14 protein-coding genes are annotated in these 15,589 nt (G+C 48.5%); 10 read left to right on the forward strand and 4 right to left on the reverse strand.

From position 1 onward, the window contains the following. The first annotated feature begins 6 nt into the window (after nt 1-6). The 6 genes from ABEW34_RS05380 (at nt 7) to ABEW34_RS05405 (ending at nt 6,647) form a co-directional block, all read left to right on the forward strand. A complete protein-coding gene (locus ABEW34_RS05380) occupies nt 7-1,905 on the forward strand; it encodes a histidine kinase (RefSeq protein WP_430155620.1) in 1,899 nt (632 codons plus the stop codon). Further along, entirely contained in the window at nt 1,895-3,487 is a 1,593-nt protein-coding gene (locus ABEW34_RS05385; RefSeq protein ID WP_430155623.1) for a response regulator, read from the forward strand. The genes ABEW34_RS05380 and ABEW34_RS05385 overlap by 11 nt, the downstream gene beginning before the upstream one ends. Before the next feature lie 123 nt (nt 3,488-3,610). Then, nucleotides 3,611-3,898 carry a HesB/YadR/YfhF family protein gene (locus tag ABEW34_RS05390; protein ID WP_430156176.1) on the forward strand — a complete coding sequence of 96 codons (288 nt, stop codon included), beginning with the start codon at nt 3,611-3,613 and terminating at the stop codon, nt 3,896-3,898. 236 nt (nt 3,899-4,134) lie between these two features. Then, a complete protein-coding gene (locus ABEW34_RS05395) occupies nt 4,135-5,136 on the forward strand; it encodes an ABC transporter substrate-binding protein (protein WP_430155626.1) in 1,002 nt (333 codons plus the stop codon). Between the two features lie 57 nt (nt 5,137-5,193). Further along, a complete protein-coding gene (locus ABEW34_RS05400) occupies nt 5,194-6,084 on the forward strand; it encodes a DUF1963 domain-containing protein (RefSeq protein ID WP_430155628.1) in 891 nt (296 codons plus the stop codon). Between the two features lie 206 nt (nt 6,085-6,290). Further along, on the forward strand, nt 6,291-6,647 hold the full coding sequence (locus ABEW34_RS05405; protein ID WP_338554318.1) for a nucleotide excision repair endonuclease: 357 nt from the start codon (nt 6,291-6,293) through the stop codon (nt 6,645-6,647). Nucleotides 6,648-6,731: 84 nt separating this feature from the next. Here ABEW34_RS05405 and ABEW34_RS05410 read toward each other — a convergent pair whose 3' ends face one another. After that, nucleotides 6,732-8,018, reverse strand: a complete 1,287-nt coding sequence (locus ABEW34_RS05410) for an MFS transporter (protein WP_430155632.1) — start codon at nt 8,016-8,018, stop codon at nt 6,732-6,734. 153 nt (nt 8,019-8,171) lie between these two features. Further along, entirely contained in the window at nt 8,172-8,627 is a 456-nt protein-coding gene (locus ABEW34_RS05415) for a MarR family winged helix-turn-helix transcriptional regulator (protein ID WP_430155635.1), read from the reverse strand. Between the two features lie 169 nt (nt 8,628-8,796). Here ABEW34_RS05415 and ABEW34_RS05420 point away from each other — a divergent pair, with 169 nt between their 5' ends. From ABEW34_RS05420 to ABEW34_RS05435, 4 genes are all read left to right on the forward strand, one after another. Further along, nucleotides 8,797-9,396 (forward strand): TetR/AcrR family transcriptional regulator, encoded by a 600-nt coding sequence (locus tag ABEW34_RS05420; RefSeq protein WP_430155638.1) that lies wholly within the window; start codon nt 8,797-8,799, stop codon nt 9,394-9,396. A gap of 27 nt (nt 9,397-9,423) precedes the next feature. Further along, complete coding sequence (locus tag ABEW34_RS05425) at nt 9,424-10,173, forward strand: (S)-benzoin forming benzil reductase (protein ID WP_430155641.1); 750 nt, start codon at nt 9,424-9,426, stop codon at nt 10,171-10,173. 130 nt (nt 10,174-10,303) lie between these two features. After that, entirely contained in the window at nt 10,304-12,271 is a 1,968-nt protein-coding gene (locus tag ABEW34_RS05430; protein ID WP_430155644.1) for an AraC family transcriptional regulator, read from the forward strand. A 15-nt stretch (nt 12,272-12,286) separates the two neighbouring features. After that, nucleotides 12,287-13,330, forward strand: coding sequence for an NAD(P)/FAD-dependent oxidoreductase (locus ABEW34_RS05435; protein ID WP_430155646.1), 1,044 nt, complete (start codon nt 12,287-12,289; stop codon nt 13,328-13,330). 74 nt (nt 13,331-13,404) lie between these two features. On the opposite strand, the gene ABEW34_RS05440 is transcribed toward ABEW34_RS05435, so the two are convergent. Then, nucleotides 13,405-14,886, reverse strand: a complete 1,482-nt coding sequence (locus tag ABEW34_RS05440; RefSeq protein ID WP_430155649.1) for a methyl-accepting chemotaxis protein — start codon at nt 14,884-14,886, stop codon at nt 13,405-13,407. A 46-nt stretch (nt 14,887-14,932) separates the two neighbouring features. Beyond that, nucleotides 14,933-15,505 (reverse strand): GNAT family N-acetyltransferase, encoded by a 573-nt coding sequence (locus tag ABEW34_RS05445; RefSeq protein ID WP_430155651.1) that lies wholly within the window; start codon nt 15,503-15,505, stop codon nt 14,933-14,935. Between the last annotated feature and the right edge of the window lie 84 nt (nt 15,506-15,589).

Genomic DNA, 15,589 nt, shown 5'->3' on the forward strand with positions numbered 1-15,589 from the left:
CCTAACGTGGGAAGGCAAATTCGGAGCTATTTTCAAACGACGGCTTATTGGCTGGGCAGAAGATCGATGCAAAGCCGTCTGGTCGCCGCTTATATTTTTATTTTACTGTTTCCAAGTATTGTAGTATCCAATTATTTGTTTGGCGAAATTAGAGACAGCCACATTAATGACACGCTTAGGCAGGGGCAGTATTTGGTGGAGCTGGAGAAGGTTAATATACTTAATCAAATTGAAGCGATGGAGCTGGCAGCCCAGCTTACGATATTAAGCGCGGACATTACCGAGTATATATCTACACACAAGGAATTTACGACGGAGGAGCTGCTGGATTTATATCGGGGGCCGCTGACCGATGTTATCCATATTCAAACGAACAATCCGAACATCGCCCATTTGCGCCTGTTTGCAGACAATGACTATATATCGGAAATGTGGCCGATTGTTTTTCATGAGCGGCGTATTCAGAAGGAGCCATGGTATTCAGAGCTTGCGGAGCTGGATGGCAAGGAGCTGTGGGTGTTTAAGGAGGAGGACGCCGATATTTTGCACCGGAATGTGACGGATGTGCATAATCAGATGCCCAAGGTTTCTCTTATGCGGGTCGTCCGGGCAGGGAGTGAGCGAACTGGCGTCATTCAGGTGGAAATGCTGCTGAAGCATTTTGCGCCCAAGGCCTTTGCAAGCTTGCAGGATGAGGGCTCGCAGATGATGCTGGCTGACAGCAAGGGAAGCATTGTGCTTGATGAGCTCCAAGCCTTCGCGGGTACAGGGAGCAATCCGAAGCTGCGCACAGCCATTAAGGCGCAGTTCGCCGCAATGAAGGAGCTTGGGCAGCATGAAATACGTTTTACCGTGGACGATCATCCGTATTTGCTCATTCGTACGCCCGTAGAACAAGCGGATGCAGAGCTGCTCAATATCATTTCCTTGGAGTCGGTATATGAGCGCGTATCGAAGGGGCAATTTCAAATTATGGCGGTTAATGTGGGGCTCATTGGCCTGCTGTCTATTATCACGTATATGATGAATGCTATTATTCTCAAAAATTTGCGGCGCTTAACCGATGCGATGAAGAAGGTCAGGCGGGGCGAGACGCCGGCTGGACTTCCCCTCAGCGGGGGCGGGGAAATCGGCGAGCTGGCATTCCATTTTAATAAAATGATGCAAACGATTAATGAACTGATTGCTCAAGGCGTAAGGAAGAAGGCGCTGACGAAGGAAGCCGAGCTGCGGACGCTGCACAGCCAGATTGATTCACACTTCTTGTACAATACGCTGGAAAATATTAAAATGCTGGCCGAAATTGAAAACCAGCGCACCATCTCTGACTCGCTTACGTCGCTGGGCGGCATGATGCGCTACAACTTCAAGTGGTCAGGCGAATATGTGCGCCTGCAGGATGAGGTTCGCCATATTCAAAACTATATCGATGTCATGAATATTCGCTTTGACGAGCCCGTCGTCCTTGAACGGAGCATTGAGCCGGGCTTGCTGGAAGTCGAGATGCTTAAAATGTCCTTGCAGCCGATTGTAGAAAATGCACTTAAGCACGCCTGGCCAGAGCTAGGGGAGCAGCGGCGCCTCATCCAGATTGCTGCCTTCGAGCAAGCGGATAGCGGGATTGTCATAACGCTGCGCGATAATGGTGCAGGAATCTCTCCTGAGCCGCTTGCGCTGCTGAATGAACGCATCCATCTGGAACGGGCGGACGAGCGCCTGATGGATGAATATGAACGAAGCGCAAAGCCATTGTACGGCATAGGGCTGCGCAATGTGCATCAACGCATTCGCATTTATTACGGCAGGCCTTATGGCTTGCAGGTGCACAGCGAGAAAGGCCATTTTACTGAAGTCATCATCACGCTGCCCAAGGTGCTGATTGCTGGAGGAGGGGATGACCATTAAAAGGCTGCTGATCGTGGATGACGAGAAAAATATAAGAATCGGCCTGAAAACGATGATCGAGCGTGAGTTTCCAGATTTCTACCATATTCGGTTAGCCATTCATGGAGAGGATGCGTTGGCGCAATATGGGAGCGAGCACGCGGATATCGTCATTACGGACATTCGCATGCCGGTGATGGATGGCATTGAGCTGATCAAGCGAGTGATGCAGCAGCCGGAGGAGGAGCGCAAGCCTGTTTTTATTATTTTGAGCGGCTATGATGAGTTTACGTATGCGAAGGCAGCGATTGAGTACCAGGTCAGAGATTATATATTGAAGCCGATTCGCCGGGATGAGCTCTTCGAAGCGCTGCGCAAAAGTGAAAGCATTTTGCAGGCACAGGCAGAGCTTGTACGCAAAACAGCAGAGGGCGACAAATACCGCGAGCAGGTTCGACTGAGCCGCTTGAAAGAGTGGCTCAGTCAAGGAGAACTGCTGCATGGGCAGGAGGAGGAGCTGCACCCTGATAATGAAATACCCTTCGAATCAATCACCTTGCCATGCTATGTAGCAGTTCTCAGCTACAAAGCCGAGAATGGAGAAGCGATGAACCGCAATGAACTGGGGCAGCTCATTGAGAGTATGCTGGAGCAGCTTGGAGGGACGGTCGATGCTTCTTTTGTGGATGCCGGAGGAAGGCTTGTCCTAATTGGGGGGAAGGCGGCGCAGTTCCACGAGCTGCTGCGGCTAACTGGCGGCAAGGAGCTGGAAGGGCTGCGTTTGGGACTAAGCTCAGAGGCGGCTAAGCTTGAGGATTTGCGCAGCTGCTATAAGCAGGCAGAGGAAGCGCTGCACTATTCCTTTCTATATCCGGGCAGCCGACTGCTCCAGTATCAGGATGTTCGGACGTCGCAGCGCCGCATGCATCCGATGCCGGATAATGACATACGCAAGCTTGGCAATATGCTGGGTACCGAGCGGGAGAAGGAAATACAGGCGCTGCTTAAAGCTATTTTTCGAATTGATGAAATGGCTGATGTAGAGATCGGTTATCTGCGCCAGGTGGGCAAGCGAATAAATGAGCAGGTGCTCGATGAAGTGTTCCGCCTATACGGGGAGGCATCTATTGACGTGCTGAAGCTGTACCGCAGAGTCGGCAGCATGGACAATTTTCGCAGCTTTCACGACTATTACCGCAGTCTGGAGCATTTGTTATACAGTGTAAATGAGTATGTGAGAGACATACGTTCTGCCTATAACGAGCATGCGGAAATTAACGCGGCTATATCGTATATGGAAGCGAACTATGCCCGGCCACTCAATATGGCGGTTGTCAGTAATTACGTCGGCCTTAATTATTCTTATTTCAGCGAGGCGTTTAAATCACATACAGGAGAAAGCTTCGTCCTGTTTTTGAAAAAGCTGCGTATCCGCAAAGGAAAGGAGCTGCTGGAAAACACGGGCGATAAAATGCAGGATATCGGGAGTGCTTTAGGCTTCGAGAGCAGCAAGCAATTTACCCGCGTGTTCAAGGAGCTGGAGGGAGTTTCCCCGCAGGAATATCGGCTTAAGGTTAAAGCAGCAGCCAGCTTGGGGGAATGAACGGCCTGGGCAAATACAGGCATCTGCATTGACAGCAGCCCGCCAATTGGCGATGATGAAGGTATTCGTACTTGAAGGAGCATCATTCAAGTGGCGAATATTGAATGGAAGGGGCTGACACATATGCAATTAATCGTTGAGCAGCCAGCGGCGAGCTGGTATAAGCAGCAGTTGGAACTGGAAAATGGAGAGTCGGTCAGAATATTTATAAAGCTTGGCGGCTGCAGCACTGTAGTGCCGGGCTTGTCTCTAGGCGTTAATAAGGAACTGCCAATAAATCCGGGGCTTACCGCTACCGTAGAAGGAATTACCTTCTTCATGGAGGAATCCAATTTGTGGTATCTCGACAATAAAGGGCTGCGCATTACGTTCGACGAGCAGCATGAGGAAATTGACATGATCGTGGAATAAAAAAGAGAAAGGCAGGGGCCGTTCAAGGCTCCTGCCTTTCTCTCTCTTTAGTCTTACCATTCTCCATTAACGCCTGCAAACAGTGAGGTTATAACTTTCACCTATCCAAATCAATGCCCGTCTTAATTCTTTCATCTGATGTGAATGAGCAGAAGGCCTGTTTTGTCCATTGTACTAGATGGCAGTATCCAGTATATTGATAATGATTATCACATAATAAAAAGAGGGGTTCTCACATGTCTACGAAACAAGTCAAAATATTCATTGCCGCTGTACTATTATTAACCTTCGGTTTATTAGCAGCCTGTGGCTCTGGCGGTGTACAGGCCACGGAGTCGGCACCAACTGCAATCGGGTCTACCGAGTCTGATCCGGCTGAATCAGCTGCAACAACTGCGACAGAGGCAGCAACACGGCTCTACAAGGACTTTAGCGGACATGAGGTTGCGATTCCAACCCATCCGCAGAAAATCGTATTGCTCGGCGACATACCAGGTGATTTGTTGGCACTGGGCATTACACCTGCGGGGAACGATTGGGTGAATGAGCCTTACGTCTATAAAGAGGATTTGGCGGGAGTTGTCGATATTGGCTATCCGCATAATATGGAAAAGGTGCTGGAGCTTGCGCCTGACTTGATTTTACAGGCTGGATATGGCGGTCCCGATGACACCGAAATTTTCGAGAAAATGTCCAAAATCGCGCCGACTGTCATTTTCAATAGAGATGCGGCAACGTTTGATCGCTTGCGAGAGGTTGCTGACATCGTCAATAAGAAGCAGGAGGCGGAGGCTTGGATTGCCAGCTATGAGATTAAGGCGAAGGTGATGTGGGATAAAATCGGCTTGAAGCCAGGCGAGTCGGCAACGGTCTACCTAAGCTTAGCTGGTGATTTCTATGTCATGGGCAATTTCAGCTTAACGATGTCTCTTTACCAGCCGGGCGGCTTTAGCCCGAGCGCGAAGGTGCAGGAGCTCATCGACAAGAAGGAGGTGTTCTCGCTCATTTCAATGGAGGTGCTGCCTGATTATGCGGGGGACCATGTATTTTTACTCAGTTCACCCGGAACAGATGATGAAGCGGAAGCGAAAAAGCTGATGGAAGGCCCGCTTTGGAAATCGACCCCTGCTGTTAAAAACAATCATGCTTATACGGCTGATATTAGCTGGAACGCAAGTGACCCGATTACAATGGAACGTTTTCTGGATGAACTTCCGAAAATTATGGGCATGAAGTAGGCAATCGTTTACAATAAAAGAAGGGTCTACTATATTGTCCATGAGGAGCTTGATTTTATGCCATTAACAAAACCAAATCAGGAAAAATTGGAACACTTGCTGCAAGAACAGGAGTATACCCACGCCTTGGACTATTTAATGAAACACGCCCGCGAAGGCGTGCGTTTGGCGAAGCGGAATATAGCGGATTATTCTAAAACCTGCGTATCGCGAATTGGCGGAGATCCCGATCTTCCTGATGAAATAGAATGGCCGCTTGATCAAGAGGGTACACCGATGACTTTTTTGGCGCAGCTGCGTCTGGAGGAATTGGCACCGCATGATGCGGCCTCGCGGTTATCGCATGGCGGCATGCTTTATTTTTTCTTAGGAGTGGATGAGCCCGCTTATCATATTGACCATTTCGTCCTGCATTTGAAAGACGAGCAGCTTGCAGGTGCCAAGCGCCGCCTTGCTCCTGAGGAAACGTCGCTGGAGGATGCCGACTATATCGGCTATGAGGTGGTGGGCCGCGCCTCGATTGAGCTTCCCGGCTATGGTTATGTCGATAGTGAGCTAGTAGAAGATGAAGAGCATGATTATGAGGAATACGAGGATTTAACCCATGAATTGAGCGGCAGCGAGGATGGCGATCTAGCTGTCATATTCGGCTATCCGGCAACGCAGCATGGCGACTGCGAGATAGAGGCGGCGCTGATGCTGATGACGGGCAAGCATTATGAATACAGCCCGGACAAAGCGATGAAGCAGCTGGCGGACCACTTCGGAGGCGACGTTGGACAAGCTGAGCAGGAGGTTGCGGATACGCTCGTGCTGCTAACTCTTGATTCGGATAAAGATGTAGGTTTCTGCTGGTGGGATGCCGGGGAATTGCAATTTTATATTCGCAAAGAAGATTTGCTGGCAGGGAATTTCACGCGTACGTATTGTTCGCTGTATTCCAGCTAAAGGAAGCTAACGGCATTTAATTGTGAAGCGAAATGAGAAAAGCATGTTCACCGGCATCAAGCTGCTGGCGAACATGCTTTATTATATGGATACATATTTTCAACGTAAATAAGCAGGGGCAGAAAGAAGGGGGAAATTTGAAATGGTGTTGCGGCGGGTTTTGTGGTAGTATTTACTCTTATATTGAATGAGGACGTGAGCTGCGCGTGATTAAGATTACGATACCAACACCGGATGTAACGATTGAGAAGCAAATTTCTCCTGAGCTTAGCAATATTTATGGCTTTACTGATTTTCACCTGATTCCCCGCGACAAGGGCGGCATCTTTATGTTTTACAACAAGAGCAAGGAGCTGCTGTTTGTCGGCAAGGCAAGAAAGCTCAGACCACGAATCAAGAAGCACTTTGAAGATTCGGTATCCCCAATGAAGCCGCATCGTGACGAAGTGACGACGATCGAGGTTTGCATCATTGAAGAGCCGGTGGATAGAGAAATCTACGAGACGTATATCGTGAATAAGCTAAGAGCGAAATACAATGTGGACAAGGTGTTTTTCAAGTAAGAGAGGGTAACAATTGTTCAGGATGAAAAGAAGCCATGAGCATCGTCAGAGAAGACGGGGCTCATGGCTTCTTTTTTGTGTCTGTTATACCGCTTGAATGGTGGCAGCGGGGCTTCTTCTAATGCGCAGCGCCATCAACGCTGCGAAGAAGCATACAAATCCAGCGATGACGAACGCCTGCGAATAGCTGCCGAACCAATCGCGCATGACCCCTGCGCCATAGGCTGCGGTAGAAGCGCCGAGCTGGTGGGCAACGACAATCCAGCCGAAAATCATGCCGGATTTTTCCTTGCCGAACGTTTCGCCAGCTAGTTTAGCGGTAGGGGGAACCGTAGCGATCCAGTCGAGACCGTAGAAAACGGAGAATACGACGAGCATGGCTGGCGTCGCTGTAAGCGCATAAGGCAGAAACAGCAGCGACAGCCCGCGCAGTCCATAATACCAGAACAGCAGCTTGCGGCTGTCAAAATGGTCGGATAGCCAGCCGGAAATGGTCGTTCCGAACAAATCGAACAGTCCCATCATGGCGAGCAGGCTAGCCGCAGCAACCTCCACCATGCCATGGTCTCCGCAAGCAGCAATTAGATGGGTGCCGATCAAGCCGTTGGTAGAGAAGCCGCAAAAAAAGAAGGTGCCCGCCAGCAGCCAAAACGTGGAATTTTTCATAGCCAGCCTGAGATTACGCAGTGGAGTCAGCAGCAGGCTCCCCGTGAAGGCAGTTGGTTTTACAATCTCACTTGAGCCGTAGGCAGCGGCTCCAACATCATAAGGGTGGTTGCGCATCCAGATGGCTACCGCAGCGAGAACGAGCAGAACGCCCGCTATAGCTGTAAAAATAGCATAGCGCCACCCGAAATCAGCCGTCATTTTTGCAAATAAAGGAAGAAACAGCAGTTGGCCAGTAGCGGCGCTTGCTGTCAGCAAACCAATGACAAGTCCTTTTCGCTTCACAAACCACATATTGCTTACCGTCACGCCAAGCACGTTTGCCATCATGCCCGTTGCAAGTCCGGACACCAGCCCCCACAACAGGTTGAACTGCCATAAGGCGTGGATGAACGGCGTTGCTGCAAGACTAACGGCGAGCAGCGCAAGCGAGCTTATGACGACCTTGCGCACACCGAAGCGCAGCAGCATGGAGGCGGAGAATGGCCCGACTAGGCCGTATAGTAAAATGCCCATGGAGATGACGCTGGATATGCTGCCGCGGCTCCAATGGAACTCATTTTGAAATGGGACAAGCAATATGCTTGGCAGCGAGCGGATACCCGCCGACACGAGCAGTGTGGCGAAGGTTAGCAGCACAATGATCCAGCCATAATAAAAACGGGGTTTTGGCTGCAGCCCGGCTTGCGATTGAGGAAGACTCATGGATTTAGATCGCCCTTTCAATTTTCGTTGTACATACAAAATTAAAAACGATGCTCAATAAGAGCAAAATAATAAAATGAATGAGGGTGTTCAAAAGAATGGGGATTAGCCGGATCCACACATGAAGTGGCTTTTATAACCGGCACGCACATTCTAGCGCTCTAGCTGCTCACTCGCTATTTCATGATCATGGGTTAGCTGGTCAGCAAGCTCCTTGCCGAGTATGGCTTCATAGGTCGCCTTCAGCTTGAGCGAAGCCTCACGAAGTGACGGTACCAGCTCCTTGCCCTTGTTGGTCGGGTAGACGAGCACGGTCTTTCCTTGAACCTGACGCTCCACCAGCTGCTTTGCTTCAAGCTTATCAATGAAACGCGTTAGCGTGGAGGGGGTAATATACAGCTTCTCCGAAAGCTCCTTCTGCGCAATGCCGGGTTTGCCAACGACCAGGCGAATCAAATAGCCATAGGCAGGCGCAAGTCCCGTCGTCGCAAAGGCCTCATCCGCCATCCGCGTTATTGCGCGGCTCAGACGGTTCGTTGTGAAATACATACAGCTATGCAAAAAGGCATCATCCAGCGGCTTGGTATCGGTTTGAGGCTGCTTGGTCATAATTGCTTCTCCTGTTCTTTATTTTGTATGTACAACAAAAATAAATGATTTGAGTGCTGTTGTCAATCCATATAAAATTTTTTTAACTATCGGTAGTTAAATTATTGACGAACCATCTTCCTATCGCCTATAATCATTTCCAGCAGAGTGAAATAAGGAGTGGAGCAGGTTGAAGAAAAAAGAGCTTACTACGAATCAAATTATTGAGGCGGCATTTGAGCTTTTTGCCGAGCATGGGATCGAACGAACGAGCTTAAGCATGATTGCGGGCAAAGTCGGCATTACGAAGCCGTCGATTTACTATCATTTTTCGACGAAGGAAGAGCTGGTCAGCCGGACGTATGAATTTATTTTTCAAAATCATCATTTCGGTAAATATTTTCAAGAGGAGCCTGTTACGAGCACAAGCTTTAGGGAAACGTTGTATCAGGGCGGACTACATATGCTTCCGGATGGCAGCAAGGAGCATTTAGCCTCGCTCAGGGTGTTGAGCGAATTTATGATGCTTGCTGAGCGAGATGAGCTGTACCGAGCGCGCCTGACCGATATGCAGCAGGAGTTTTTGAACGGCTTTCATGATCTGCTGGTGAAGGGCGTGGAATTAGGGGCGGTAGCTCCGCGAAACATAGCGTATAAAGCCCATATGCTCGCCTTGGTCATCGATAATTTATCCCGCTGCATGATGATGAAGGTAGTCATGGACTATCAGGGAGTCTGGAAGGAAACGGTCGATAGCGTCCTGCTGGAAGCGGCGAAAGAGGAGCATTAGAAAAGTGAAATAGGGAGGAAAGGCTAAATGAAAATCTTTTTTATTACAGGCACATCTAGAGGGATTGGAGAAGCATTGGCGGAGCAATTGCTGGCAGAGGATCATCATTTATTTTGCCTATCACGGGCGGAAAATGAACAGCTGATTGAGCGGGCGATTCGCAGCAAGACGAGTATGACTTATTATCCCTTCGATTTGAATCAGCTGCTGAAAATGGAGTCTATGTTCACGGCGTTATTCAGCATGATTCCGCAGGACACAGAAATAACAGGCTTCTATTTAATTAATAATGCGGGGATGCTGGCTCCAGTGGCACCTATCGAACAAAACCCAGCTCAAAGCATCATTGAAAATGTAAATATTAATTTGCTGGCTCCGATGATTATTACTGCGAATTTCCTCAAGCATACAAGGGACTTTGAAGGGGATAAGCGGATTATGAATATTTCATCCGGATCTGCCCGCTATTTGCTGCCTTCGCAAAGCTGTTACAGCACCTCGAAAGCGGGCTTGGACTCTTTTTCCAAAAGCGTGAGCCTGGAGCAGTTGAACCAGCCGTATCCGGCCAAGGTGGTATCCGTCTATCCGGGTATGATTGATACTCAAATGCAAGCTGAGATGCGTTCGGTGCCCAAAGCGGATTTCCCCTATGTTGATCAATTTATTCAGTTCGCAGAAGAGGGCAAGCTGCAGACACCTGAATATACGGCGGCAAAAATAATTGAGCTGCTGTTTAGCGAAGATTTTGGCAGCAACGTCGTGGTTGAAAACTTATAATCTATGAGAGAGAATCATTATCATTTATAATAGAGGGAGTTGTTGCGACAGTTATCTCATAGCGCGATCCAGCATACGGGAAACTGAGGAGAGGAATTGAAACGGTGCGATGCGTATAGAAGATCATATCTTGTTATGGAACCACGCGTTAGTTCGAATGATGGATGTTCGCCATATCATGACGGTGTTTAATGAGAAGCTGCCGGCTTATGACTTGCCCGCTAGTGCATTCTTGTTCACGGCGCGAGGCAGTGCAAAGGTTTCGCTGGATGGCCATGTGAGCATGGTTCGGCGGTTTCATGTGCTGCATGGCGGTAAAGGAACCCGGCTGGAGATCGAAGCAGAGGATGTATTCGAATTTTATTTAATTTTGTATAAAGCGTCATTAGGGTCACCATTCCGGCGCGAGCTGCAGCTTCTTGTGGAACGGGAAAATCCGTTTCAACAGCAATATGATTTTACACCGCAATATCCGATTGAATTGCTGGACAAGGTGAAGCGGATGCATCATGAATGGAGCAGGCGGAATACGCTGGAGAAGCTGCATGCCAAATCGCTGTTTTATCAATTTGTGTATGAATTGCTGTGGCAAATACAACAGCAGGGGTTTGAGACGGACAGCCCAGATTTATCGGAGCAAGCCATTCGTTATATGACGGAAAACTTTCAGCACAATATTACGATTGAGTCGCTGGCGCAGCTGCTAAATTATAGTCCGCAATATATATCCAGAAAGTTCAAGGAGCAGACGGGAAACAGTCCAATCAACTTTCTTATTATGCTAAGAATGGACAAGGCGCAGGAGCTGCTGCTGACGTCGGATGCTACCTTGCAGGAGGTTGCCGCTTCCGTGGGCTATCCCGATATGTTTTATTTCAATCGTATGTTTAAAAAGCATGTGGGCGTAGCTCCCGGCCAGTACAAAAAACGCAAGCTTGTAGGGGGCAAGATACAATATTCTGCAAAAAAATCGTTAACATCCTCCATTGTGAAACGGGTCGCCCAACGATATATTGTTGATGAAGATGAAAATCATTATCAATATAAACCAGAGGGGGATTTTACGTTGTACAGAGGTACGAAAACATCTATGACAGCAACTTTATTGCTTTGTTTCATGCTGCTGCTAAGCGCTTGCGGCACAAAAGGCGCGAATGCCACGACGGCAGCAAACGCAGGAAGCCAATCTGCGAACGTTCAGCCAGCGGATGCTGCTCAAGGAGGAGTCGCTGCCAGTCAGCAAGGCAGCACCAATCAAGCGAGCTCAGCACCAGCTGAAACTACTAAAACGGTATCCACCGTGTTCGGGGATGTTACGATACCAGTAAACCCCAAACGAATCGTAGCGATAGATTATCTGGGTTCTCTCGTCGCTTTAGGTGCGAACCCTATCGGTTCATCAGAGTGGCTGATGCAAAACCCGTATTTAAAGGATAAGATCGATGGCGTTGAAATTGTGGGGGATTCCATTGAAAAGGTCATGGAAATGGAGCCCGATCTGATTATCACATTGACAAGTGATCAAGAGAAATATGAATTGCTTAGTAAAATAGCCCCGACAGTGAGTGTTCCCTTTAATAAATTCAAAAATGTTCATGAGGAAATAAACTATTTCGGCGAGCTGCTGGGCGTTCAAGATAAAGCAGCCGCATGGCTGACCGATTATGATGCGCGCATAGCTGCTGCTAAAGCGAAGGTGAAGCAGGCGCTTCCTGAGGATGCGACGGTTAGCGTGCTGGAGGATCAGGATAAATCGATTTATGTCTTCGGCATTATCTCTGGCCGGGGCGGACGTGCAATCTATGAGGCACTGGGCCTCAATCCGCCAGCGGGACTTACTGAAGAAATTATGAAGGAGAAATATTATCCGATTTCGCTGGAAAAGCTGGGTGATTTCGCGGGTGATTATGTTGTCCTGACAAGCCCGAAAGCAATGGAAGCATACAAAGCTAATCCGTTATGGAGCCAACTGGATGCGATAAAAAATGATCGTGTGTTTCTCTGGACAGAGGATCAATCATGGTTCCAAGATCCGATCGCGATGCTGTCTCAGGTTGAAGAGCTGGCAAATTGGCTGATCGAGAAATCGAAGTCCTAGATTGGGGGAAGCAGAGTGACACAATCCAAAGAGTTATACGATGTAACGATAATCGGCGGGGGCCCGGCGGGCATGTACGCGGCCTTCTATAGCGGTATGCGAGATATGAAGACGAAGCTGATTGAAGCCAAGGAAGAGCTTGGCGGCACGATGCTGATTTATCCGGAAAAAATGATTTGGGATGTTGGCGGCGTAACGCCGATCCTATGCAGGCAATTAATTGCGCAGCTGGCGCAGCAAGCGAAAACCTTCGAACCGACCCTTGTATTTGAACAGCAGATTGTCGGTTTGGATCGCTTGGAGGACGGAACCTTTCTCCTCACAGCGGAATCGGGAGAGACGCATTGGACGAAAACGGTCATTCTGACAATCGGCTACGGCATTCTGAAAATGTCGAAGCTCGAAATTGAAGGAGCCGATCGTTATGAGGTGAGCAATCTCCATTATACGGTGCAGGAGCTAGAACCGTTTCGCGGCAAGCATGTTCTGATATCTGGCGGCGGGGATTCGGCGGTAGACTGGGCAAATGAGCTGGAGCCGCTGGCAGCCAGCGTTACGATTATACACCGCCGCGAACAATTTGGCGGGCATGAGAAAAATGTTGTACGGATGAGACAGTCCACGATCAAAGTCAAGACGCTATATGCGGTTACTCAGCTGCATAGCAAGGACGGTAAAGCAATCCATCAGGTGACTATCAGTCAGTTGGAGAGCGGCGATACAGAAACACTGGACGTAGATGCCGTAATTGTAAATCATGGCTTGAAGAGTGAGTGCGGAGCTATTCGTGAATGGGGCTTGGATATTGGCGTTCGTAGAGTAAAGGTAAGCAGCAAGCTGGCTACGAATATACCAGGTGTTTTCGCTGCCGGAGATTTTGTGGATTACGAATCAAAGCTTTATCTAATTGCCGGAGCGTTTACCGATGCGGCCTTTGCCGTAAACAGCGCCAAGCTGTATATGGAGCCAAAAGCCGACGAGGTTGCTTATGTATCCTCGCATAATAGCAAGTTCAGAGAAAAAAATCTGGCGCTCGGTGTTCGGGAAGAAGACGCGTAAGAAGCGGGCTCGGTTGGGTACAGTGGGCAAAGCCGAAGCTGAAGCATCGGCTTTGCCTACACAAATGGTCGAGGCTACTGCTTGGCTACCATCGCCTTGAGCTCTGTCAACAACTGGTCTAGCTGATCATACTCCTGCACCATTGTATGTATTTTCACGTCCTGCGTCTCCATGCTAGCATGAACCTCTTCAACGGAAGCCATGTTCTGTTCAGTCGTAGCAGCAATATTGACCATCTCATCAGACATGCTTGCATAACGCTCATGCAGTTCACCCGCAGAACTGCCTACTGTATCAGAGTGCTGCTTCACGAGCTCCATATTTTCGCTGATGCGATCAATAAGGTGCTGAACCTGACGTGAAACATCCCTGCTGGTTGTGACTGCTGCTTCTCCGCTTGTTACCTGGACGTGAACAGCACTGATTTGCGAACGAATACCAGCTAAAATCGTAGTAATTTCGTGTGCCGCAGCTCTTGAGTTATCGGCAAGCTTTCGTACCTCGTCGGATACGACGGCAAAGCCTTTGCCATGCTCGCCTGCTCGTGCTGCTTCAATAGCGGCATTAAGCGACAGCAGATTCGTTTGCTCTGCAATCTCGCTGATTGTTCCGACAATCGAGCTTACGCGATCATTTTGCTCATTAAGCTGGTTCATCATTTCGACTGTATGCATGATGATCGCTCTAACACGCTCAATCTCGCTTGATAATGCAGCCATTTGATCCCGATTCTCCACGGTCAACGCGGCATTGTCCGCCGAATATTGCCGCAGCAATTCCGTTCCCTCAAGCAAGCGCTTGACGGCTACGTCTACCATCTGCGTCGTATCGCTAATATTCAAAATGGTTCCCGTCTGTGTCTCAATGGCAGCCGACATTGCTGAGAAGGTTGTCGTTACCTCTTTGGAGATTTCTCCGGTTGAACGAACAGTCGCCTGCTGGCTGCTGCTGAACTCGGTAAGCACAAGAATTGATGATTTCAGCTTGGTAAGCAGCGCCTCCGCCATATCCTTGGAGGCTACTGCCTCGCGCTGCTTATCGGTTACCTGCTTTTGCAGCCGCTGGGTGAAGCTGGCCGAGAATGCTAGTGCCCCTGTTGCAAACATTAAATATAAATACAGATAGATGAGCGATTCTCCAGGGAATAGCTTAGGCTGAAGCACAGGGTCCATAAATATATAAGTGCTCAGTGCTGCTCCCAGTATGCCTGTGAAAATAATCGGCCGAAAATCCGCGTACAACGTGATGATGGCTAGATTAACGTAAACTAGAAAATAAGTGCTTACGATTGGGTTTGGATCGGAAAGAATAAGGAATGAGACAATGATAGTTAAAATGCACGGAACCATATACTTAATATAGTTTGTAAGGATGCCTCGATAAGTCATAAAAGTGACTATAGCACTCGTTCCGCCTCCAACACAGATAAGAAAAAGAATCATAGACGTATCCAGACCGATGGCAATATCAGTTGCCACTCCTAGAACGAGTGCGCCCCAAAGAATTTTTATTAACAATCGGTTCCGCTTATCAAGCTCCGTTAACACTCTCTTCATACGTAAATCCACCTTTTTTGAATTTTTACTGCTAAACCGGTTCTGTTTAGACACCTGCGTTGCTAGCGTGTGCAGTGAAAGCTGCCTGCTGTGAATAGGAAAGCCAAGCATATTTTTGTTTATTCGAATAAGTTTGCTCCACATTAAATATCATGGGAACGACATAATCCCCTTTATAAAACACCTTCTCTCCCAGCTTCTCAAACGGCAATTTGAAGGTAACCCGCAATGCCCTTAAAAAAACAGGCTCCATCAATGAAACAAAATATTTGATCTTTCGTTCCTCTGCAGTATAGATAAGTGAGGAGAGCAGCTCAGATAGGTACTGCTGCCCGCGATAAGGCTTTAATAAGGCTATTTTGTCAATTTCCGCAATTTCTCCCTGTGCGCGTATGAGCTCCGGGTGCTCCTGAAAGAATCCGGCTTCGTTAATCGTGCTTGCAGCATTATAAGGCTTGATCTCAGCCGTGCCTACATAATGGCCCTCCGCCGTGACAATCATAAGCCGCTCCAATGCTTGAGCGGAAAACTCAAGATCAAATCCTTTTTCCCTCCAGACGGTTGTCCAAACACCATTAAACATCGCCAGCTCTAGCTCATTCTCCACTCGCTTAAACATACGTATGCTCTCCTTTGGTTTTTTTCTTTCTCCTAAGTGAATGATCTGTATAGTATATTTATCGGGATAATTAACTTAATAATG

Source organism: Paenibacillus algorifonticola, from assembly GCF_050481745.1.
In the GTDB taxonomy this organism is placed as follows: Bacteria; Bacillota; Bacilli; order Paenibacillales; family Paenibacillaceae; genus Pristimantibacillus; species Pristimantibacillus algorifonticola_A.

What these genes read in the sequence shown, in the direction of transcription:
- ABEW34_RS05385 (WP_430155623.1), top strand. Translation starts at nt 1,895, where the DNA reads ATGACCATTAAAAGGCTGCTGATCGTGGATGACGAGAAAAATATAAGA.
- ABEW34_RS05390 (WP_430156176.1), top strand. Translation starts at nt 3,611, where the DNA reads ATGCAATTAATCGTTGAGCAGCCAGCGGCGAGCTGGTATAAGCAGCAG.
- ABEW34_RS05395 (WP_430155626.1), top strand. Translation starts at nt 4,135, where the DNA reads ATGTCTACGAAACAAGTCAAAATATTCATTGCCGCTGTACTATTATTA.
- ABEW34_RS05400 (WP_430155628.1), top strand. Translation starts at nt 5,194, where the DNA reads ATGCCATTAACAAAACCAAATCAGGAAAAATTGGAACACTTGCTGCAA.
- ABEW34_RS05410 (WP_430155632.1), bottom strand. Translation starts at nt 8,018, where the DNA reads ATGAGTCTTCCTCAATCGCAAGCCGGGCTGCAGCCAAAACCCCGTTTT.
- ABEW34_RS05415 (WP_430155635.1), bottom strand. Translation starts at nt 8,627, where the DNA reads ATGACCAAGCAGCCTCAAACCGATACCAAGCCGCTGGATGATGCCTTT.
- ABEW34_RS05425 (WP_430155641.1), top strand. Translation starts at nt 9,424, where the DNA reads ATGAAAATCTTTTTTATTACAGGCACATCTAGAGGGATTGGAGAAGCA.
- ABEW34_RS05440 (WP_430155649.1), bottom strand. Translation starts at nt 14,886, where the DNA reads ATGAAGAGAGTGTTAACGGAGCTTGATAAGCGGAACCGATTGTTAATA.
- ABEW34_RS05445 (WP_430155651.1), bottom strand. Translation starts at nt 15,505, where the DNA reads ATGTTTAAGCGAGTGGAGAATGAGCTAGAGCTGGCGATGTTTAATGGT.